The organism is Proteus sp. G2675, assembly GCF_963886535.1.
Lineage (GTDB): Bacteria > Pseudomonadota > Gammaproteobacteria > Enterobacterales > Enterobacteriaceae > Proteus > Proteus mirabilis.
The window spans coordinates 110767-132997 of sequence record NZ_CAWPCB010000037.1 but is presented as its reverse complement, the minus strand read 5'-3'; the positions used below and the strand labels follow the sequence as shown (position 1 = coordinate 132997).

The window sequence follows — 22231 nt, the reverse complement described above, 5'->3', positions numbered from 1 at the left end:
TAATATGAGGTTAATCCCTTGAGTGACATGGCGAAAAACCTGATCCTCTGGTTAGTCATTGCAGTCGTATTGATGTCATTATTCCAGAGCTTCGGACCCAGCGATTCGAATAGTCGTAAGGTGGATTACTCTACCTTTATCAATGAGTTAACTAATAACCAGTTACGCGAGGTCAGCATAAGTGGTTATGATATTAATGTAACTAAAACAGATAACTCAAAGTACAGCACGTATATGCCTATGCGTGATGATAACCTGCTGACCACTTTAATGAACCGTAATGTAAAAGTGACCGGTGAACCCATTGAAGGTCAAAGCCTTCTAACACAAATTTTTGTGTCTTGGTTCCCAATGCTTTTACTGATTGGTCTTTGGATCTTCTTTATGCGCCAAATGCAAGGTGGTGGCGGTAAAGGTGCGATGTCTTTTGGTAAGAGTAAGGCTCGCATGTTGACAGAAGACCAAATCAAAACAACCTTTGCTGATGTTGCAGGTTGTGATGAGGCAAAAGAAGAAGTCAGCGAGCTAGTTGAGTATTTACGTGATCCGGGTCGTTTCCAGAAATTAGGTGGTAAAATTCCGAAAGGTATCCTAATGGTTGGTCCTCCTGGTACGGGTAAAACATTATTAGCAAAAGCGATTGCTGGTGAAGCAAAAGTACCTTTCTTTACTATTTCTGGTTCTGACTTCGTTGAAATGTTTGTCGGGGTCGGTGCTTCTCGTGTTCGTGATATGTTTGAACAGGCTAAAAAAGCAGCACCTTGTATCATCTTTATCGATGAAATCGATGCGGTTGGTCGTCAACGTGGTGCCGGTCTTGGCGGTGGTCATGATGAACGTGAACAAACGCTGAACCAGATGCTGGTCGAAATGGATGGTTTTGAAGGCAACGAAGGTATCATCGTGATTGCCGCAACTAACCGCCCTGACGTATTAGACCCTGCATTATTACGTCCAGGTCGTTTTGACCGTCAAGTCGTCGTAGGTTTACCAGATGTTCGTGGTCGTGAGCAAATTCTGAAAGTGCATATGCGCCGAGTGCCATTATCACCAGACGTTGATCCTGCGATCCTTGCTCGTGGTACTCCGGGTTTCTCCGGTGCTGACTTGGCAAACTTGGTTAATGAAGCTGCACTATTTGCCGCACGCGGTAACAAACGTGTTGTTTCAATGGTCGAGTTCGAAAAAGCAAAAGATAAGATCATGATGGGTGCTGAACGCCGTTCAATGGTTATGACCGAAGAACAAAAAGCATCAACGGCTTATCATGAAGCGGGACACGCCATTATTGGTCGTTTAGTGCCTGAACATGATCCGGTACACAAAGTGACGATTATCCCGCGTGGACGTGCATTAGGTGTGACTTTCTTCTTACCTGAAGGTGACCAAATCAGTGCCAGCCGTCAAAAACTGGAAAGCCAAATTTCAACACTTTATGGTGGTCGTTTAGCGGAAGAGATCATTTATGGGCCTGAACATGTTTCGACAGGGGCTTCTAATGATATCAAAGTGGCAACCAATATTGCGCGTAACATGGTGACACAGTGGGGCTTCTCTGAAAAATTAGGGCCATTACTGTATGCTGATGAAGACGGTGAGGTGTTCTTAGGTCGTTCAGTTGCTAAAGCGCAACATATGTCAGATGAAACGGCACGTACTATCGACGAAGAAATTAAAGCTATCATCGATCGTAACTATACCCGTGCTCGTCAAATCCTGATGGATAACCTAGATATTCTGCACTCAATGAAAGATGCATTAATGACTTATGAAACCATTGATGCACCTCAAATTGATGACTTAATGAATCGTCGTGAAGTTCGTCCACCGGCAGGTTGGGAAGGCAATAATGGCAATAGTGGTGCAACTACCGCTACAGCACAGCCGACACAAACACATGTGACGAATGAGCCAAATAATAAGTCAGGATCAGAGAGTGACACACCTTCTGATAACAATACTCATTAATCCTTATCGGGTTCTATATTGAGTAAGCTATAAATACAAACCCCAGGCTTTCTGGGGTTTTTTTATATAGGTATCAACGAAATGAAATTAATTGCCAGAGGAAGAGAGCTTAATTTATCTTCACCCCAAGTGATGGGCATTTTAAATGTGACGCCAGATTCATTTTCTGATGGCGGAACGCATAACTCTCTTAATGATGCTATTAACCACGCCGCTAAACTTATTGCTGAAGGGGCTTCTATCATCGATATCGGTGGTGAATCAACAAGGCCGGGTGCCAGTGATGTTTCTGTCGATGAAGAGTTACATCGTGTTATTCCTGTGGTCGAAGCTATCCAGCAACGTTTTGATGTGTGGATTTCTGTTGATACATCCAAAGCACAAGTGATCACGGAGTCCGCTCAAGCGGGTGCCTCTATTATCAATGATATACGTTCACTTACCGAACCTGGAGCACTTCAGGCGGCTGCAAAAACGGGGTTACCTGTTTGTATTATGCATATGCAAGGTTTACCTAAAACAATGCAACATTCGCCGCAGTATAAGAATGTGATGATAGAAGTTGATGCTTTTCTGGCAGAGAATATTCAACGTTGTATTGATGCTGGTATCGAGAAAAATCAAATTATTCTTGATCCAGGCTTCGGCTTTGGTAAAAATTTAGCGCATAATTATCAATTATTAGCACATCTAAGTGATTTTCATCACTTTGGTTTACCGATACTCGCCGGAATGTCACGTAAATCAATGGTAGGACAGTTACTCAATGTTCCGCCACAAGAGCGTGTTGCTGGTAGTGTTGCTTGCGCAGTTATTGCTGCAATGCAAGGGGCACAAATTATTCGTGTACACGATGTTAAAGAGACTGTAGATGCGATGAAAGTCGTGCAGGCGACTCTTTCTGCAAAGGAAAATAATGAATGAGCGAACGTAAATACTTTGGAACAGACGGTATCCGTGGAAAAGTAGGTGACAGCCCTATTACACCTGATTTTGTATTAAAGCTAGGCTGGGCTGCAGGTAAAGTACTTGCACGTCACGGCTCACGTAAAATCATTATTGGTAAAGATACTCGTATTTCTGGTTATATGTTGGAATCGGCTCTAGAAGCAGGCCTTGCTGCTGCGGGATTATCCGCTTCATTTACAGGCCCGATGCCAACCCCCGCGGTCGCTTATTTAACCCGTACTTTCAGAGCAGAAGCTGGCATAGTGATTTCTGCTTCTCATAATCCCTATTATGATAATGGCATCAAATTCTTCTCCATTGATGGTACAAAACTACCTGATGAAGTAGAAGAAGCCATTGAAGCGGAAATGGAAAAACCGATCACTTGTGTAGAGTCCGCAGAATTAGGGCGTGCGAATCGCATTGTTGATGCCGCGGGCCGTTATATTGAATTTTGTAAAGGTACGTTCCCTAACGAAAATAATTTAAATGGGTTAAAAGTTGTTGTGGATTGTGCCCATGGTGCAACTTACCATATTGCGCCTAATGTTTTTCGTGAACTCGGGGCTGAGGTTATCACTATTGGTTGTGAGCCTACGGGCATCAATATCAATGACGAATGTGGTGCAACAGATGTACGTATGTTGCAAAAACGCGTGTTAGAAGAGGGTGCCGACGTTGGTTTAGCCTTTGATGGTGATGGTGACCGTATTATTATGGTTGATCATAAAGGCCTAAAAGTAGATGGTGACCAAATTCTCTATATCATTGCGCGAGAAGCGTTACGCCAAGGTCAACTACGTGGTGGTGCCGTCGGTACACTAATGAGTAATATGGGGTTAGAGATTGCCTTAAAACAGCTTGGTATTCCTTTTGTGAGAGCCAAAGTGGGTGACCGCTATGTGCTTGAGAAATTGCAAGAAAAAGGCTGGCGTTTAGGGGCGGAAAACTCGGGTCATATTATTTTACTTGATAAGACAACAACGGGTGATGGTATTGTTGCTGGTCTACAAGTATTAAGCGCAATGGTTCGTAACCATATGAGCTTGCATGATCTATGCAGTGGCATGAAATTATTACCACAAATTTTGGTGAATGTTCGTTTTACGGGAAATCACGATCCTCTACAATCCACAGAAGTTCAGCAAGTCGCAAAAGAAGTTGAGGCGGGGCTTGGTGGTAAGGGACGCGTTTTATTACGTAAATCAGGAACAGAACCATTAATTCGAGTGATGGTTGAAGGCGAAAATGAAGAGCAAGTCACAGCGATGGCGAATCGTATTGCTGATGCAGTAAAACATGTTGGCTAATTGCTGTTTTTTTCTTCAATTAATCACTTTATAGTAAAATAACCTTGCTTGTCAGTTCAGGTTTGGTTAGTATTCACACCCGCTTAGTAAGGTCGTTGAACTAAAGCGGGTGAAGCAATCGAAGGTTATCGCATAGGCGATAAGTTCCATAGAATAGGTAACGCAAATGTATACAGCACTCATTGTTATTCTTATCATTGCAGCAACAGGGCTGGTTGGTCTGATCCTGTTACAGCAGGGTAAAGGTGCTGATATGGGCGCTTCTTTTGGTGCAGGTGCTTCCGGTACAGTATTTGGTTCAAGCGGTTCAGCAAATTTCATGACCCGTATGACCGCTGTTTTAGCAACAGTGTTTATTGTACTTTGCCTTATTTTAGGTAATTTAAGTGCCAATAAAACTGTTCGTGAAGACAGTAAGTGGATGTCTATCGAGCAGACTGCAGAAGAAGCGAAAAAAGCTGAGCAATTAGCAGCGCCTGTAGCACCAGCAAACACAGATATTCCGCAGTAAACTAAGTAATAGTTAAAAATGAGATTGTTTGGGGTTTTGGTTAAATAAACAGTCTCATTAAAGTGCCGAGGTGGTGAAATTGGTATACACGCTACCTTGAGGTGGTAGTGCCTACAAAACGGGCGTACGGGTTCAAGTCCCGTTCTCGGCACCATTATTCCAGATAGCTTGCGTTTTGCTTGTTATCAGCGTAAAATTTGCCACGTTTTTCGAACGCGGGGTGGAGCAGCTTGGTAGCTCGTCGGGCTCATAACCCGAAGGTCGTTGGTTCAAATCCAGCCCCCGCAACCACTTCTAACAATACAGCACTTTTCTCATTAATCATCTTGTAAACCGATTATGATCCTGAGTGGAATGTGCCGTAGAAGAGGTTATCTCGATTGGCAAGTTACAGGGTCCAGTTGCATAAAGCCCCGAATTTCGGGGTTTTTTGTTATCAGAGAATAGAATACTGGGCTATAAGCCCTTTTTTTATGCCTTGGGGGTGGGTTTGTCCACATTAGAGCAAAAATTAACAGCGATGGTTTCAGCACCAGTAGAAGCATTAGGCTTTGAATTTGTTGGTCTTGAGTTTATTCGTGGTCGAGTATCAACATTGCGTATCTATATTGATAGTGAAGAAGGTATCACTGTTGATGATTGTGCTGATGTTAGCCACCAGGTCAGTGCTGTGCTGGATGTTGAAGATCCAATTCAAACATTTTATAACCTTGAGATCTCATCTCCTGGTTTAGAAAGACCTTTATTCACTACAACGCATTATGAGCAATTTATCGGCGAAGAAGTCGCCGTTGTATTACGAATTGCGATGCAAAACCGCCGTAAATGGCAGGGCATTATTAAGTCTGTCGCTGGCGAAATGATCACGGTTACTGTGGATGGTAAAGACGAAGTGTTCGCACTGAGCAACATCCAGAAAGCTAACCTGGTACCCCACTTTTAAGTTTTGAAGAGGCAACTAGGATGAACAAAGAGATTCTGGCTGTTGTGGAAGCGGTCTCTAACGAAAAATCTCTTCCTCGTGAGAAGATTTTCGAAGCACTGGAAACTGCATTAGCGACAGCGACTAAGAAAAAATATGAGCAAGAGATTGATGTACGAGTTTGCATTGATCGTAAAACGGGGGATTTTGATACTTTCCGTCGTTGGCTTGTGGTTGAAGAAGTTACTCAGCCTACTCGTGAAATCACACTTGAAGCGGCTAAATACGAAGAGCCTGAAATTGAACTAGGCGGCTTCATTGAAGACCAAATTGAGTCTGTTACTTTCGACCGTATTACCACCCAGACCGCAAAACAAGTGATCGTACAAAAAGTACGTGAAGCGGAAAGAGCGATGGTTGTTGATCAATTCCGCGAACAATTAGGCGAAATTATCACGGGCGTTGTGAAAAAAGTAAACCGCGATAACATCACCCTAGATTTAGGAAATAACGCAGAAGCTGTTATCTTACGTGAAGATATGCTACCGCGTGAAAATTTCCGCCCAGGTGACCGTGTACGTGGTGTCTTATACGATGTTCGTACAGAAACTCGTGGTGCACAACTTTTCGTAACACGTTCTCGTCCTGAAATGCTGATCGAATTATTCCGCATTGAAGTACCTGAAATTGGCGAAGAGATCATTGAGATTAAAGCTGCAGCACGTGATCCAGGTTCTCGTGCCAAAATCGCTGTAAAAACCAACGATAAACGCATCGACCCTGTGGGTGCTTGTGTTGGTATGCGTGGTGCACGTGTACAAGCCGTTTCCAGTGAACTGGGCGGTGAACGAATTGATATTGTTCTGTGGGATGATAATCCTGCACAATTCGTGATTAATGCAATGGCTCCGGCAGATGTTGCTTCTATTGTTGTCGATGAAGACAAATGTACAATGGACGTCGCTGTTGAAAGCAGTAATCTTGCCCAAGCGATTGGCCGTAATGGTCAAAATGTTCGCTTAGCAGCGCAATTACTGAAAAAACATCGTGGTGATGACAAATGGGAACTGAATGTCATGACTGCAGATGAACTGAATGCTAAGCATCAGGCAGAAGCAAACGCAGCCATTGAAATATTTACTAAGCATCTCGACATTGATGAAGACTTCGCAACTGTTTTAGTTGAAGAAGGTTTCTCTACCCTTGAAGAGTTAGTTTATGTGCCGATTGACGAACTGTTAGCTATCGACGGTCTTGATGAAGAAACAGTTGAAGCATTACGTGAAAGAGCAAAAGCGGCATTAACAACGATTGAACTAGCTCAAAAAGAAAGCCTAGGCGATAACCAGCCAGCTGAGGACTTATTAGCTCTCGAAGGCATGGAACGTTCTTTAGCATTTGATCTAGCTGCCCGTGGTATCTGCACACTGGAAGATCTTGCCGAACAGGGTATCGACGACCTAACTGATATTGACGGTTTAAATAGTGAGCGCGCAGGCGAACTCATTATGGCTGCTCGTAATATCTGCTGGTTTGGGAATGATGCGTAACAACTGAGCAGGAAGGAACAGAATGACAGATGAAACAGTAAAATCACTTGCAGAAGAGATTCAGACACCGGTTGAACGTTTGGTACAGCAGTTTGCTGATGCCGGTATTAAGAAAACCGTCTCTGATTCTGTCTCCCAAAAAGAGAAAGAAACCTTGCTGGCTTGGTTGAACCGTGATAAAGAGTCAACCAGCCAACCAGAAAAATTAACGTTACAGCGCAAAGTGCGTAGTACGTTAAGTGTTCCTGGTACAGGTGGCAAAAATAAATCAGTAGCCATCGAAGTCCGCAAAAAACGCACTTATGTGAACCGTGATGCAGTTGAAAAAGCACAAGCGGCAGAGCAAGCTCAGCGTGAAGCGGAAGAAAAGGCGCGTCGCGAAGCAGAAGAAAAAGCACAGCGCGAAGCACAAGAGAAAGCACAGCGCGAAGCTGAAGAAAAAGCAAAACGTGAAGCTGAAGAAGCCAAGAAAAAGGCTGAAGAAAAGGCAAAACGTGAAGCTGAAGAAGCAAAACGTGAAGCAGCGGAATTAGCTAAGCGCGAAGCAGCGGAAAAAGACAAAGTGAAACAAAACGAGAAACCAAAAGCTGATAAGGCTGATCAGGAAAAAGCACGTCGCATAGCCGAACAGGCTGAACTGAAACGTAAAACAGAAGAAGCCCAGCGTCGTAAAGCTGAAGAAGAAGCTCGCATTGCAGCAGAAAAAGCGCGTCGCTTAGCGGAAGAAAATGCTGAAAAATGGACTTCAGATACGTCATCTGAAACAGAAGGTACTGACTATCATGTGACGACATCTCGCTATGCGCGTGATGCAGAAGATGAAAGTGATGCTGAGGTTGAAGGTGGCCGTGGCCGTGGTCGTGCAGCAAAAGCCCCTCGTCCAAAGAAAAATAACCGTCACTCTGAAAAAGCAGATCGTGAAGAAGCTCGCGCTGCTGGCCGTTCTAACAAGAAAGGCAAAGGACGTAAAAACAGCACATTACAGCAAGGCTTCAATAAGCCAGCAGCTGCTGTAAACCGCGATGTTGTCATTGGTGAGACTATTTCAGTTGCTGATTTAGCAAACAAAATGGCAGTGAAAGGTTCTGAAGTCATTAAAACAATGATGAAAATGGGTGCAATGGCAACCATCAATCAAGTTTTAGACCAAGAAACGGCACAACTGGTTGCGGAAGAAATGGGTCACAAAGTTATCTTACGTCGTGAAAACGAGTTAGAAGAACAAGTGATGAACGACCGTGATACTAGCGATGAAATGGCTGTATCTCGTGCGCCTGTGGTGACTATTATGGGTCACGTTGACCATGGTAAAACCTCTTTACTCGACTACATTCGCTCAACGAAAGTGGCTTCAGGTGAAGCAGGTGGTATTACTCAGCATATCGGTGCTTATCACGTTAAAACCGACAAAGGTGAAATTACCTTCCTAGATACTCCAGGTCACGCCGCATTTACTTCAATGCGTGCCCGTGGTGCTCAGGTAACGGATATCGTTGTTCTGGTTGTTGCTGCTGATGATGGTGTGATGCCACAAACTATCGAAGCTATCCAACATGCCAAAGCAGCAAATGTGCCTGTTGTTGTTGCCGTGAACAAAATTGATAAACCAGAAGCTGATCCTGATCGTGTTAAAACTGAGCTGTCTCAATATGGCATTCTGCCAGAAGATTGGGGTGGTGAGACTCAGTTTATCCATGTGTCAGCAAAACAAGGCTTAGGTATTGACGAGTTGCTGGATGCTATCTTATTACAAGCTGAAGTACTTGAACTGAAAGCAGTAAAAGAAGGTATGGCAAGCGGTGTTGTTATCGAATCTTACCTCGATAAAGGCCGTGGTCCTGTTGCGACTATCCTTGTTCGTGAAGGTACTTTGAATAAAGGTGATATCGTTCTGTGTGGCTTTGAATACGGTCGTATTCGTGCAATGCGTAACGAATTAGGTAAAGAAGTACAATCTGCCGGCCCATCAATGCCTGTTGAGATTTTAGGTCTGTCTAATGTACCTTCTGCGGGTGATGAAGCAACCGTTGTTCGTGATGAGAAAAAAGCGCGTGAAGTTGCCTTATATCGTCAAGGTAAATTCCGTGAAGTGAAACTGGCTCGTCAACAGAAATCTAAACTGGAAAACATGTTTGCTAACATGGAAGAAGGTAAAGTTTCTGAACTGAACATCGTACTGAAAACGGATGTTCAAGGAACTTGTGAAGCCATCACTGATGCATTAGTTAAACTTTCTACAGATGAAGTTAAACTGAAAATTATCGGTTCTGGCGTGGGTGGTATCACTGAAACAGATGCGACTTTAGCGGCTGCTTCTGATGCTATCATTCTTGGTTTCAACGTTCGTGCTGATGCTTCTGCTCGTCGTATTATCGAACAAGAAAGTGTTGATTTACGTTACTACTCCGTTATCTATAGCTTGATTGATGAAATTAAATCAGCAATGAGCGGTATGTTAGAGCCTGAATACAAACAAGAAATCATGGGTCTTGCTGAGGTTCGTGATGTGTTTAAATCACCTAAATTCGGCGCTATCGCGGGTTGTATGGTGGTTGAAGGTAACATTAAACGTAACAATCCTATTCGCGTATTACGTGATAACGTGGTTATTTACGAAGGTGAGCTTGAATCACTGCGTCGCTTTAAAGATGACGTCAACGAAGTCCGTAATGGTATGGAATGTGGTATCGGTGTGAAAAACTACAACGATGTCCGTGTTGGCGATATGATTGAAGTGTTCCAAGTTATCGAAATTAAACGTTCTATCGATTAATCGAGTACGTCTGATTTAAAAAGGAAGGGAGCTTAATGGCTCCCTTCTTATTCCTCTCTTTATGCTATTCCCCCTTTATTCTTTTCTGTATTTTTCAATATAAGCGAAATAGATTGGCTTTCAGTAATTTATGTCATTAAAAGAACAGGGTAAGATAACGCTAAAGAGCAGATTTATTGCTAAAGAGAAAAAAAGCGTAAAGCGGTTGTGAAACGTGACTTTATGTATACTCTTTAGATATCATCGATTTTAAAATTGGATCAATAATGACAATAGAGTGATAACGACATTGTCAGGGAGAGATAAAATGGCAAGAGATTTTAGCCGTGCTCAGCGTGTTTCTCAGGAAATGCAAAAAGAAATCGCCATCATTTTACAGCGCGAAGTAAAAGATCCACGTATTGGAATGGCCACCGTATCCGGTGTTGAAATTTCACGTGATCTGGCTTACGCAAAAGTATTTGTCACCTTTTTAAACCTATCAGCAGGTGAAGAAAGCGATGAAGAAATGGTAGAAAATGGCTTAAAAGCCCTTAACGAAGCAGCAGGCTTTATTCGCTCTTTATTAGGTAAAGCGATGCGCTTACGTGTTGTTCCTGAGCTAACATTTGCTTATGACAATTCATTAGTTGAAGGTATGCGTATGTCTAACCTTGTGTCAAATGTTGTCAAAGATGATGAAAAACGCCGTCATAAAGAGGAAGAGTAATGGGGCGTCGTCGTAAAGGGCGTGAGATTAACGGCGTATTATTGCTTGATAAGCCTCAAGATATTTCATCGAATGACGCTTTGCAAAAAGTACGCCGCATGTTTAATGCAAGTAAAGCGGGGCATACCGGCGCTTTAGATCCTTTAGCGACAGGTATGCTTCCTATCTGTTTAGGTGAAGCGACAAAGTTTTCACAGTTTTTATTGGATTCAGATAAACGCTATCGAGTGATTGCCAAATTAGGTGAAAGAACAGATACCTCTGATGCTCATGGACAAGTGATCCAGCAACGACCTGTACAGTTTAACCAGCAAGCGCTCGATGCTGCGTTAGAGAGTTTTCGTGGTGAAACATTGCAAATTCCTTCAATGTATTCAGCCCTTAAGCATCAAGGTAAACCACTTTATGAATATGCAAGACAAGGTATTGAAGTTGAGCGAGAAGCAAGACCCATTACCGTGTATGAATTGCAATTTATTCGCTGGGAAGACGATGAATTAGAACTAGAAATTCATTGTTCTAAAGGTACCTATATTCGCACTATCATTGATGATCTGGGTGAGAAATTAAACTGTGGTGCCCATGTGATTTTCTTACGTCGTTTAGAAGTCGCAGATTATCCGAAAGAGCGTATGGTGACGCTTGAGCAATTGCGCGCAATCATTGATGATGCTCAGCAACAAGATGAGTCACCATTTCCTGCGTTAGATGCCTTATTATTGCCTATGGATACTGCGGTTGCACATTTCCCTGTGGTGCATTTAACCGCCATTATGGCGGGTTACTTAAAACTGGGGCAACCGGTTCGGGTAAATCACACCTTGGATGAAGGGGAATGGGTCAGAGTCACCGAAGGCGATGAGAAAAAATTTATTGGCCTTGCGATCATCAAAGATGGTCTAGTTGCACCGAAAAGATTAGTCGTGGATTATCACGCACTCAATAACCCTGAATAGCAATTCTTGCGCTAAGTGTGTTTGAAGCGTAGAATAATGCGGCTATCTGTTTAGGTGGCTGAGTTGGATAGCTGAATTAGAGATTGGCTATCTGAAAATTTTACTTTTATTGGAGTTTTATTATGTCTCTAAGTACTGAAGCGAAAGCAAAGATCGTTGCTGAATTCGGTCGTGATGCTAACGATACTGGCTCAAGCGAAGTTCAGATCGCACTGCTGACTGCAGAAATCAACCACCTGCAAGGTCACTTTTCAGAGCACAAAAAAGATCACCACAGCCGTCGTGGTCTGCTGCGTAAAGTTTCCAGCCGTCGTAATCTGCTGGACTACCTGAAACGTAAAGATGTAGCTCGTTATACTGCACTGATTGAACGTTTAGGTCTGCGTCGCTAATCAAGTGAGTTTCAGTGAAAAGGGGCCAGTAGGCCCCTTTTCTACTAGAAAGTGCTATTTTTAAGAAAGTGCTATTTCAAAAATGAGTCGTTATGTTTTAATGTGGTGATGGTTATTTAGTCTCTCTAGTTGCGACAATTCGCGCGGCTAATGAAAGTGTTTAAACGTGGTTAAGTTAAATATTTTCATTAGTCGCGAGGGGACGTAGCGGAGAAAAGATTATTCATCGTCGCTAAATATCATGCGACAATAAGATAAAGGATATTATTTTGCTGAATCCTACAGTTCGTAAATTTCAATACGGTCAACATACCGTTACGTTAGAAACGGGCATGATGGCTCGCCAAGCAACGGCTGCTGTAATGGTTGACATGGACGGCACTGCTGTTTTTGTTACCGTTGTTGCTAAGAAAAAAGTGAAAGAAGGACAAGACTTCTTCCCACTCACCGTTAACTATCAAGAGCGTTCATACGCAGCTGGCCGTATTCCAGGAAGTTTCTTCCGTCGTGAAGGTCGTCCTGGCGAAGGTGAAACTTTAATCGCGCGTCTTATCGACCGCCCTTTACGCCCACTATTCCCAGAAGGGTTCTTAAACGAAATCCAAGTGGTTGCGACTGTGGTTTCTGTTAACCCACAAGTTAACCCAGATATCGTTGCTATGATTGGTGCTTCTGCAGCACTGTCATTATCAGGTGTACCTTTCAATGGTCCTATCGGTGGTGCTCGTGTTGGCTTTATTGATGGTCAATATGTACTGAACCCAACCGTTGATGAACTGAAAATTAGTAAATTAGACTTAGTGGTTGCAGGTACTGCGGGTGCGGTACTGATGGTTGAATCAGAAGCTGATTTATTATCAGAAGAACAAATGTTAGGTGCAGTGGTATTTGGTCATGAACAACAACAAGTTGTGATTGAAAATATCAATGCATTAGTTGCCGAAGTCGGTAAAGAAAAATGGGATTGGGCACCAGAGCCTATTAACCAATCTTTACATGATCGTATTGCTCAATTAGCACAAACTCGTATTGGTGATGCATATCGTATTACTGAAAAACAAGAACGTTATGAGCAAATCGATGCTATTCGTGATGAAGTGATTAGCACATTATTAGCAGAAGATGAGTCTTTAGACGAAGGCGAAATCATTGAAATTTTCTCTGGTTTAGAGAAGAAAATTGTTCGTGCTCGTGTATTAGCAGGTGAACCTCGTATCGATGGTCGTGAAAAAGACATGGTACGTGCTTTAGATATTCGTACAGGTTTATTACCACGTACACATGGCTCTGCGCTATTTACTCGTGGCGAAACTCAAGCATTAGTAACAGCTACTTTAGGTACTGCACGTGATGCACAAACCATTGATGACATCATGGGTGAGCATACCGATACCTTCTTACTGCACTACAACTTCCCTCCATATTCTGTCGGTGAAACAGGTATGATGGGTTCGCCAAAACGTCGTGAGATTGGTCATGGTCGTTTAGCAAAACGTGGTGTATTAGCCGTTATGCCAACGATTGAAGAATTCCCATACACAGTACGTGTAGTGTCTGAAATTACAGAATCCAATGGTTCATCTTCAATGGCATCTGTTTGTGGTGCTTCTTTAGCACTGATGGATGCTGGTGTACCAATTAAAGAATCTGTTGCTGGTATTGCAATGGGTCTGGTAAAAGAAGGTGAAAACTTCGTTGTTCTTTCTGATATTTTAGGTGATGAAGACCATTTAGGTGATATGGACTTTAAAGTTGCGGGTAGCCGTAACGGAGTCAGTGCATTACAAATGGATATCAAAATCGAAGGTATCACTCGTGAAATTATGCAAGTTGCGTTAAATCAAGCGAAAAGCGCACGTCTGCATATTTTAGGGGTAATGGAAAGTGCAATTAGCCAGCCTCGTGCAGAAATTTCTGAGTTTGCACCACGTATTCACACTATCAAAATCAATGCTGATAAGATCAAAGATGTTATCGGTAAGGGTGGTTCAGTTATCCGTGCATTAACGGAAGAAACGGGTACCACTATCGAAATCGAAGATGATGGTACAGTGAAAATTGCAGCTACTAGTGGCGAACAAGCAAAACAAGCTATCGCTCGTATCGAAGAGATCACGGCAGAAGTCGAAGTTGGCCGTATCTATAACGGTAAAGTAACACGTATCGTTGATTTCGGTGCATTTGTTGCTATCGGCGGTGGTAAAGAAGGTCTGGTGCATATTTCTCAAATCGCAGACAAACGCGTTGAGAAAGTAAGTGATTACCTGACTATGGGTCAAGAAGTTCCAGTGAAAGTACTGGAAATTGACCGCCAAGGCCGTATCCGCTTAAGCATGAAAGAGGCTCAAGCAACCCAGCAGGAAGCAGCTGAAACTTCTTCTGAAGATCCTGCAAATTAATGATATTCTACTACCGATATCTAGACATAGGTATCGGTAGAGACTTATTATGATTGACAAGTAGGACGTCATAAAACGCTTTTTGTTGAAAGAGTCTGACTTTGGGAGTGAGAAATGAAAACATTTCTGCGCGGTTGTTCTATTGCTGTTTTCATCTTTATTTCCGGGTGCAGCACTAGTCCAGAATGGCGTAAGAATGCTATTTTTGCTACTCCACTACAGCCTTCTTTACAACAAGAAGTGATATTGGCTCGTATAGAACAAATTCTGGCGAGCCGTTCATTAACCGAAGATGAATATGCACAGCTTTTATATGAGCGTGGTGTGCTGTATGATAGTCTCGGTTTAAGAGCATTGGCGCGCAATGATTTTTCAATGGCGCTGTCAATGAGACCAGATATGCTAGAAATTTTTAATTTTCTAGGTATCTATTTTACGCAAGCAGCGAATTATGATGCTGCTTATGAAGCGTTTGATTCTGTTTTAGAGCTTGATCCAACTTACAATAATGCGCGTTTTAATCGTGGTATCGCTTTATACTATGGTGGCCGATTGAAATTGGCGCAGGATGATCTGCAGGCGTTTTATCAGGTCGATCCAAATGATCCCATTCGTTCGCTTTGGTTATATCTTGTTGAAAAAGAGATAGACTCTGATTCTGCTAAAAAACAGCTGAAACAGCGATACCTACAGGCGAATAAAACGGGACAATGGGGATGGAATATAGTTGAGTTTTATTTAGGTGACATTAGTGAAAAAACATTAATGGAAAGGCTAAATGAGACGTCAACCGATAACACTTCGCTCGCTGAGCATCTTAGTGAAACTAACTTCTATTTAGGTAAATATTACCTAAGTCTGGGGGACATGGATAGCGCTGAAGCGTTATTCAAGCTGACGGTTGCCAACAACGCACATAACTTTGTTGAGCACCGCTACGCATTGTTGGAATTAGCACTGTTAGGCCAACAAGAAGACCTAGCGGAATCGGACCAGCAATAGCTGACGAACATTTCTTTGATCAGTTTGAAAGCCATCATCTGCATAGGATGAGGGCTTGTTTGTTCGTTTAATAATATAATTTGAGCCAGTTCACATTTTAGATGATAAAGACCGACAAACCATGCGGTATGTTATGTCAACTGGCCGCCATAATGAATGAGGCACAGTGACATGACTACTGAAACCGATATGACTTTTGCTGATCTAGGTTTATCAGCACCTATTTTGACTGCACTGAATGATTTAGGCTACGAGAAGCCTTCTCCAATTCAGCAACAATGTATTCCTTTCCTTTTAGATGGCAATGATGTTCTAGGTATGGCACAAACCGGTAGTGGTAAAACCGCTGCGTTTAGCTTACCGTTATTACACAATCTAGATGAATCATTAAAAGCACCACAAATTTTAGTGTTAGCACCAACCCGTGAACTTGCGGTTCAGGTTGCCGAAGCCATTGAAGATTTTTCTAAACATTTACCAAAAGTGAATGTCGTTGCTCTGTATGGCGGCCAACGCTATGACGTTCAACTACGTGCATTACGCCAAGGGCCACAAGTTGTTGTGGGTACACCGGGTCGTTTATTAGATCACTTAAACCGTGGCACCTTAGATTTATCTAAACTAAAAGGTTTAGTATTAGATGAAGCTGATGAAATGTTACGTATGGGCTTTATTGAAGATGTTGAGAATATCTTAAGTAAGATCCCAGCAGAGCACCAGACCGCATTATTCTCTGCGACGATGCCAGAAGCTATCCGTCGTATTACACGCCGCTTTATGAATGATCCAAAAGAAGTACGTATTCAAAGCAGTGTAACTACACGCCCAGATATTAGCCAAAGCTATTGGATGACTTATGGTGCACGTAAAAATGAAGCATTAATCCGTTTCTTAGAAGCAGAAGATTTCGATGCTGCTATTATTTTCGTTCGTACAAAAAATGCGACCTTAGAAGTAGCAGAAACCTTAGAGCGTAATGGCTATAACAGTGCGGCATTGAATGGTGACATGAATCAGTCTCTGCGTGAGCAAACATTAGAGCGTCTGAAAAACGGCCGTTTAGATATCCTTATCGCAACGGATGTTGCTGCGCGTGGTCTGGATGTTGACCGTATCAGCTTGGTTGTCAACTATGATATCCCTATGGATTCAGAGTCTTATGTACACCGTATTGGCCGTACTGGCCGTGCTGGTCGTGCGGGTCGTGCAATTCTATTTGTTGATAATCGTGAGCGCCGTTTACTGCGCAATATCGAGCGCACGATGAAGATGTCTATTCCTGAAGTTGAATTACCAAACGCAGAGCTGATTAGTCAGCGTCGTCAGGAAAAATTTGCTCAGCAAATCGCTCAACAGTTAGAAACAAGTAACCTTGACCAATATCGTGCATTGTTACCAAAATTAGCGCCACAAGGTGAAGAAGCGTTAGATATGGAAACATTGGCGGCAGTATTACTGAAAATGGCTCAAGGTGAGCGTGCACTTATTCTGCCACCTGATCCAGTACGTCGTCCTCGTCGTGAATTTAACGATCGTGACGATCGCCGTAACGATCGCGAACGTTCTCCACGTCGTGAGCGCCGTGATGCGGGTGAAATGGATCTTTATCGTATTGAAGTGGGTCGTGATGATGGGGTTGAAGTTCGTCATATTGTTGGTGCTATTGCCAACGAAGGCGATATCAGTAGCCGTTATATTGGTAATATCAAATTATATGGCTCTCACTCAACCATTGAGTTACCAAAAGGGATGCCAGGCGATTTATTAAGCCACTTCACTCGTACTCGTATTATGAATAAACCATTGAATATGCAGTTAGTGGGTGATGCACAACCTTACCGTGAGCGCCGTAATAGCAGCCGTCGTGATGGTCAGCCACAAGGTGGTCGTCGCTTTAGTAAAGGCGATCAACCACCACGCCGTGGTAATGGCGAGCGTGGTAACTTCCGTGGTCGCGGTAATAACGAAAACGCACCACGTCGCCGTAGTAGCTCTCATAATCAATAAGAAACTTAAAGTTTATTCAATTTTAAGCTGAATTGATAAAAACCAGTCCATACAATGGACTGGTTTTTTTATAGTATGCTGAGCATGGTGTTTGGCGCCTTATATGCAGCCGTAAGTAGGGTGCTGTTAGAGGACGACAGGAGTGATCCCATCTCCTACTAGACAATAAGTAAATCTTATTATTATTTCTTACTTAAATTTCTTAAATGCTTATAAATTGTTGCTGAGCTTATGCCTAATTCGGCGGATACTATTTTATGTGTTGCTGAAAATTCAAAAAGTCCACTTTCATTTAATTCTTTAATTATCTCTAAGTTCTTGTATTTGCTTGGAATATTTTTATTTCCATAAACTCTCTTTTTAATTGGTTCTAGATGATTCTGTACAAGATTATTCACATCTTGTGAAAAATTTTCATGTTTTAAATTATTTGTATCAGTAAAACTATCTATTAATGCATTTAATGGCATATCGAGAGCAAAGTTCATACAAATCATACCAATAGGTGTACCTGCATTATTTACAATTAAAGTAGATGATGATTTAAATGGCCGAACACTTTTTGTATTGAAATAAACCTCCCACATTTGATCTGTTCGATTAAATTTTGAGAGTTTTTCTAAAGCAATATTTGTTACGGGGGCACCTAATCCACGACCAGTAACATGTCCATTAACTATGTGGATAACGGAATGGCGTAAATCCTCAAAACTATGTAGCACTATTTCACAATAATCACCGAGAAATTGCCCCAAATTATCGAGAAAAGGAATATAAGAGCGGAGTAGATGCCGATCTTCTTCAGTAATCTTTTGGTTTGTAGGAAGGTCCATAAGAAATTTTACCCATAATTACAGTTAAATAATTCTAACGTTAAAAGTTGTCGAAATCCATATTTAGTATACTCGGATAATACTGAGTAAAATATTTTTATACTAAGTTAAGTTTTATGATCCTAAGCACATACTTTATTTTCTTAATATGGCTAAATACGGGTATAGGAATTCGAGGAAGAAATTATGAAACTAGGTATTGAAACAGAGTCCTATCACCTATTTTTTCAGCAGGGTGTAATGGATGTTTTTGATTTTATAAATAAAGCAACTGAATTAGGGCTGGATGGGGTCGAATTAAATATCATTCCTGATGAAGGATTACACCCAGAATTTGGTGTGTTAACAAGTGATAGCCCTGAATATTTAGCAAAAGTACGTCAGGCAATTGAAGATAAAAATCTTTATTGTGAATTAGATACACGTTTTACAACACCAAAGGCATTAACAAAAGCAATTGATATCGCTCGAGGAATTGGTGCTGATGTGATACGTACTTATATGTTTCGTCGAGGACAATACAATCCGAAACAATACCCTAAAATTATTCAAGATATTAAGTCTATTGTTCCATTATTAAAAAAATATCGTATACGTCTTGCAATAGAAAATCATGAAGATGAAACGGCTGATGAAATCTTAAATATTGTAAAAGATATTGATTCTATTTGGGTTGGTGCACATTGTGATATTGGTAATGGCATGATGGCGTGGGAAGATCCTATAGTAACAGTGAGCAAATTAGCACCTTATACATATAGCACTCATTTTAAAGATCATATTGTTACACATGATGATGAAACACTGGTAATTACAGGAATGCCTCTTGGTGAAGGGAGTATTGATATCGATGAATGTTTTCGTTTATTAGTTGAACATTCGCCTGTAACACGTATTAACTTAGAAAACTGTTTTCCCTATACATCTCATTTTGCTAGAGATAAAGGAACGGGGGGAGTATTTGAATTAAGTGGAAGCTTTGAAGTTAAATCACCACCTTTTGATACGCAATTAATTAACCCCTTGGAATATTATTATCCAGCTAAAATTTCTCCTGTTGCATTAAAAACATTAATGGACGCACAAGAGCGTTGTGTACAAGTTTCTGTTAATAAATTAAAAGAACTAAGAAAAAAATATTGTTATTAATATATAAAATAGTTATCAAATATTGGAGTGATCTCATGATTATTAATACTACATCAGCACCAGAAGCTATTGGTCCTTATTCACAAGCAATTAAAGTTGAAAATCATATTTATATTTCAGGTTGTTGCCCATTCAATACTCATGATGGTTCTGTTATGGGAAATGATATTGAAACACAAACATTAAAAGCTATGAATAATTTAAAAGCTATTATAGAAGCTGCCGGTGCATCAATGGATGATATTGTTAAAACGACTTGTTTTATTAAAGATATAAAAGATTTTCCTATTTTTAATAATATTTATTCTTCTTTTTTTACATCAGGAAAATACCCAGCTCGTTCATGTGTGGAAGTTTCTCGTCTACCTAAAGATGTTTTAATTGAAATAGAAGCTATCGCTTATAAAAAATAGGAAATATGATCATGAATAAATGGGGAAAATTATGTTTTCTTATTTTGGGTGGTGGGACTATATTCAAACTATCCAGCATGAAAGATGTATTTTATGTGCCAATGCAACAAGATTGGGGATTATCTAACACCCAAATTGGTTTTGGCTTTACTATTTATGCCATTATTCAAACAATCGGATTATTTTCATCATTGTATATTGCCGATCGCTTCTCTAAGAAAATTTTATTACCAGCGGGCTTAATTGGGGTAGGTTTATGTGGTGCTTATTTAAGCACACTGCCTCCTTTTACGGGTTATTTAATTGCATTTGGTGCAATGGCATTTTTCGGTGAGGTTGTTTATTGGCCTGTTTTACTAAAATCGGTACGTTTATTAGGAAATAAAGAAGAACAAGGACGTATGTTTGGTTTTCTAGAAGCTGGGCGAGGGGTTGTTGATGTTCTAGTAGCTTCGGGAGCTCTTTATATATTTGTTTTATTTGGTGAAGGTAAAGCAGGTATGCAAGCAGGATTAATTTATTATACGCTTGCTACAATAATAGTAGGTATAATTACATATTTTATTGTGGATAATGACGATAAGAAGGAAACCTCCTCAGCAAGTGAAGCTAATCGCCAAGTTTTGGAAGGGATTAAAAATGTCGTAAAATGTCCTAACTTATGGTTAGCATCAATGAGTATCTTCTTTGTTTATTCTGCTTACTGTGGGTTAACTTATTTTATTCCTTTTTTAAAAGATATTTACGCACTACCAATAGCCCTTATCGGTGCCTATGGCATTATTAATCAATATGCACTAAAAATGATAGGTGGTCCATTAGGCGGATTTTTAGCTGACAAAGTTGCAAAATCGCCAACAATATATCTGAAATGGACATTTTTATTATCTGCGATTGCAATGGCTATTTTCATTATGTTGCCTCATGACTCAATGAATGTCTATTTAGGTATGACTGCAACATTAGGCTTCGGTGCAATCATTTTCTCGCAAAGAGCTATTTTCTTTGCACCAATGGATGAAATTGGAACACCAAGACAATATGCAGGTTCAGCGATGGCGTTTGGATGTATTATTGGTTATATGCCTTCCATGTTTGCTTATGCTCTCTATGGGTCATTATTAGATAATTTTGAGGGCATTCAAGGATATAACTATGTATTTAGTATTATGGTCACTTTTAGTTTGCTTGGTTTTATTTGTGCAACCATATTAGCTAAGCGTATTAAAATGATAAATAACACTTTAAATATAGCTTAAAAATAGACACCGCTTAATTGTGATCTAGCAAACACCGCTTCATCGATTGGCATTAGCTAAATACGGCTATACCTAGTACAAGGAATGCACTTTAAGCGTTCTTCTGGTGGCGATAATAAATCAATATTTTGTTTATTGCCTTGGCGTAAACGACTTAATGTTTTGGCTAAACGCTCTTGCTCTAATGGATTAAGCAAATTGTTCAGGTAAATGGTGAGCGAAGGCGGTAATAACGAAAATGTACCACGTCGCCATAGTAGTACTCATAATCAATAAGAATATAATTCACTCAGTATTCAATTGAGTTGATGATATAAATTGAAAAACCAGTCAACAAAAATTGGCTGGTTTTTTCTATATAAAGTAGAAATAAATAATTACTCAATTGGGTACATTTTATTGGCATATTCCAAGAGTGCATTATTGCTTTTTCGGATACATATAGATGCATTTATCCCACTTTTTTTACATTCTTTTAGTTTTAAACTTAATTCAAGAGAAAATAAAATGTAATCCCAACGTTTTATATATTCTTGATATTTTTGGCTCCCATTTTCAGCAATCCATTTTGCATATTCTTTGGCCTTGTTTAAATCTTGAGGAACACCTTTGTTACCATGCAGATAGATAGAAAAAAGATTTTCACAAGCAATAATCACTTTGTTTCCTTTTATTCGACATGCTTTGTCATAGTATTTAATTGCTTTGTTTATATCTTTTTCAACACCATAACCATTTTCAAAAATAACGGCTTGATAGAATAGAGCTGCTCCATGTTTAGGGTTCAATGCTAATGTTTTTTTTAAGAAATTACGTGATAATTCGCACTGGTTTTTATCACTTTCATGAGTAATTTTATATTTTAAATTAGTACAACCAACAAAGAAAATGGAAGCAATAAGATAACTATCATTAGAATTGTTATTTTTTTTAGCCTTTTCAATAAGAGGATAAACAAGCTCTTTATTTTCAGGGTAAGGTGTAATCAAAGGTAATTGAGGATCATACTGCAACTCTAATTTGTTATATCCTGAGTTTAACATTTTCTCTGTGATAATAGGGTATTCATCTCCGATTGAGGAATTACTAATAATTAATAAACCAAAAAATAATATATTAAATATTTTCAT

At 40.6% G+C, this 22231-nt stretch carries 19 protein-coding genes and 2 tRNA genes; 18 read left to right on the top strand and 3 right to left on the bottom strand.

Features of this window, described 5'->3' with window-relative positions:
• Positions 1-18: 18 nt before the first annotated feature.
• From ftsH to AACQ49_RS12665, 15 genes are all read left to right on the top strand, one after another.
• On the top strand, positions 19-1968 hold the full coding sequence (gene ftsH, locus AACQ49_RS12735) for an ATP-dependent zinc metalloprotease FtsH (RefSeq protein WP_004253013.1): 1950 nt from the start codon (positions 19-21) through the stop codon (positions 1966-1968).
• An 81-nt stretch (positions 1969-2049) separates the two neighbouring features.
• Positions 2050-2892, top strand: a complete 843-nt coding sequence (gene folP, locus AACQ49_RS12730; RefSeq protein ID WP_004246242.1) for a dihydropteroate synthase — start codon at positions 2050-2052, stop codon at positions 2890-2892.
• On the top strand, positions 2889-4226 hold the full coding sequence (glmM, locus tag AACQ49_RS12725; protein WP_161779078.1) for a phosphoglucosamine mutase: 1338 nt from the start codon (positions 2889-2891) through the stop codon (positions 4224-4226). Before folP ends, glmM begins: the two co-directional genes overlap by 4 nt.
• A gap of 166 nt (positions 4227-4392) precedes the next feature.
• A complete protein-coding gene (gene secG, locus AACQ49_RS12720; RefSeq protein WP_004246240.1) occupies positions 4393-4737 on the top strand; it encodes a preprotein translocase subunit SecG in 345 nt (114 codons plus the stop codon).
• A gap of 64 nt (positions 4738-4801) precedes the next feature.
• Positions 4802-4891 (top strand) — tRNA-Leu (locus tag AACQ49_RS12715).
• 60 nt (positions 4892-4951) lie between these two features.
• Positions 4952-5028: transfer RNA gene (locus tag AACQ49_RS12710), tRNA-Met, on the top strand.
• Between the two features lie 199 nt (positions 5029-5227).
• On the top strand, positions 5228-5680 hold the full coding sequence (gene rimP / locus AACQ49_RS12705; RefSeq protein ID WP_004253010.1) for a ribosome maturation factor RimP: 453 nt from the start codon (positions 5228-5230) through the stop codon (positions 5678-5680).
• Positions 5681-5700: 20 nt separating this feature from the next.
• Complete coding sequence (nusA, locus tag AACQ49_RS12700) at positions 5701-7209, top strand: transcription termination factor NusA (RefSeq protein WP_004246238.1); 1509 nt, start codon at positions 5701-5703, stop codon at positions 7207-7209.
• 22 nt (positions 7210-7231) lie between these two features.
• A complete protein-coding gene (infB, locus tag AACQ49_RS12695; protein ID WP_004246237.1) occupies positions 7232-9982 on the top strand; it encodes a translation initiation factor IF-2 in 2751 nt (916 codons plus the stop codon).
• 307 nt (positions 9983-10289) lie between these two features.
• On the top strand, positions 10290-10691 hold the full coding sequence (rbfA, locus tag AACQ49_RS12690) for a 30S ribosome-binding factor RbfA (RefSeq protein ID WP_004246236.1): 402 nt from the start codon (positions 10290-10292) through the stop codon (positions 10689-10691).
• Entirely contained in the window at positions 10691-11647 is a 957-nt protein-coding gene (gene truB, locus AACQ49_RS12685) for a tRNA pseudouridine(55) synthase TruB (protein WP_004253007.1), read from the top strand. Before rbfA ends, truB begins: the two co-directional genes overlap by 1 nt.
• A gap of 122 nt (positions 11648-11769) precedes the next feature.
• The gene (gene rpsO, locus AACQ49_RS12680; RefSeq protein WP_004253005.1) at positions 11770-12039 is read left to right on the top strand and encodes a 30S ribosomal protein S15; all 270 of its coding nucleotides are present in this window, start codon (positions 11770-11772) and stop codon (positions 12037-12039) included.
• Positions 12040-12308: 269 nt separating this feature from the next.
• Positions 12309-14438: a polyribonucleotide nucleotidyltransferase gene (gene pnp, locus AACQ49_RS12675; protein ID WP_004246234.1), complete on the top strand. Its 2130-nt coding sequence runs from the start codon at positions 12309-12311 to the stop codon at positions 14436-14438.
• Positions 14439-14552: 114 nt separating this feature from the next.
• A complete protein-coding gene (nlpI, locus tag AACQ49_RS12670) occupies positions 14553-15440 on the top strand; it encodes a lipoprotein NlpI (RefSeq protein WP_004249600.1) in 888 nt (295 codons plus the stop codon).
• A 171-nt stretch (positions 15441-15611) separates the two neighbouring features.
• A complete protein-coding gene (locus AACQ49_RS12665; protein WP_026090516.1) occupies positions 15612-17447 on the top strand; it encodes a DEAD/DEAH family ATP-dependent RNA helicase in 1836 nt (611 codons plus the stop codon).
• A gap of 182 nt (positions 17448-17629) precedes the next feature.
• Here AACQ49_RS12665 and AACQ49_RS12660 read toward each other — a convergent pair whose 3' ends face one another.
• On the bottom strand, positions 17630-18280 hold the full coding sequence (locus tag AACQ49_RS12660) for a helix-turn-helix transcriptional regulator (protein ID WP_004246231.1): 651 nt from the start codon (positions 18278-18280) through the stop codon (positions 17630-17632).
• Between the two features lie 186 nt (positions 18281-18466).
• Here AACQ49_RS12660 and AACQ49_RS12655 point away from each other — a divergent pair, with 186 nt between their 5' ends.
• From AACQ49_RS12655 to AACQ49_RS12645, 3 genes are read left to right on the top strand one after another with little or no spacing between them, the layout of a single operon-like run.
• Complete coding sequence (locus tag AACQ49_RS12655; protein ID WP_004249599.1) at positions 18467-19429, top strand: sugar phosphate isomerase/epimerase family protein; 963 nt, start codon at positions 18467-18469, stop codon at positions 19427-19429.
• 35 nt (positions 19430-19464) lie between these two features.
• Positions 19465-19842 (top strand): RidA family protein, encoded by a 378-nt coding sequence (locus AACQ49_RS12650; RefSeq protein WP_004246229.1) that lies wholly within the window; start codon positions 19465-19467, stop codon positions 19840-19842.
• 11 nt (positions 19843-19853) lie between these two features.
• Positions 19854-21101 (top strand): MFS transporter, encoded by a 1248-nt coding sequence (locus tag AACQ49_RS12645; RefSeq protein WP_004249598.1) that lies wholly within the window; start codon positions 19854-19856, stop codon positions 21099-21101.
• Positions 21102-21157: 56 nt separating this feature from the next.
• On the opposite strand, the gene AACQ49_RS12640 is transcribed toward AACQ49_RS12645, so the two are convergent.
• Complete coding sequence (locus AACQ49_RS12640) at positions 21158-21298, bottom strand: hypothetical protein (protein WP_004246227.1); 141 nt, start codon at positions 21296-21298, stop codon at positions 21158-21160.
• A 180-nt stretch (positions 21299-21478) separates the two neighbouring features.
• Positions 21479-22231, bottom strand: a complete 753-nt coding sequence (locus AACQ49_RS12635; protein ID WP_004249597.1) for a tetratricopeptide repeat protein — start codon at positions 22229-22231, stop codon at positions 21479-21481.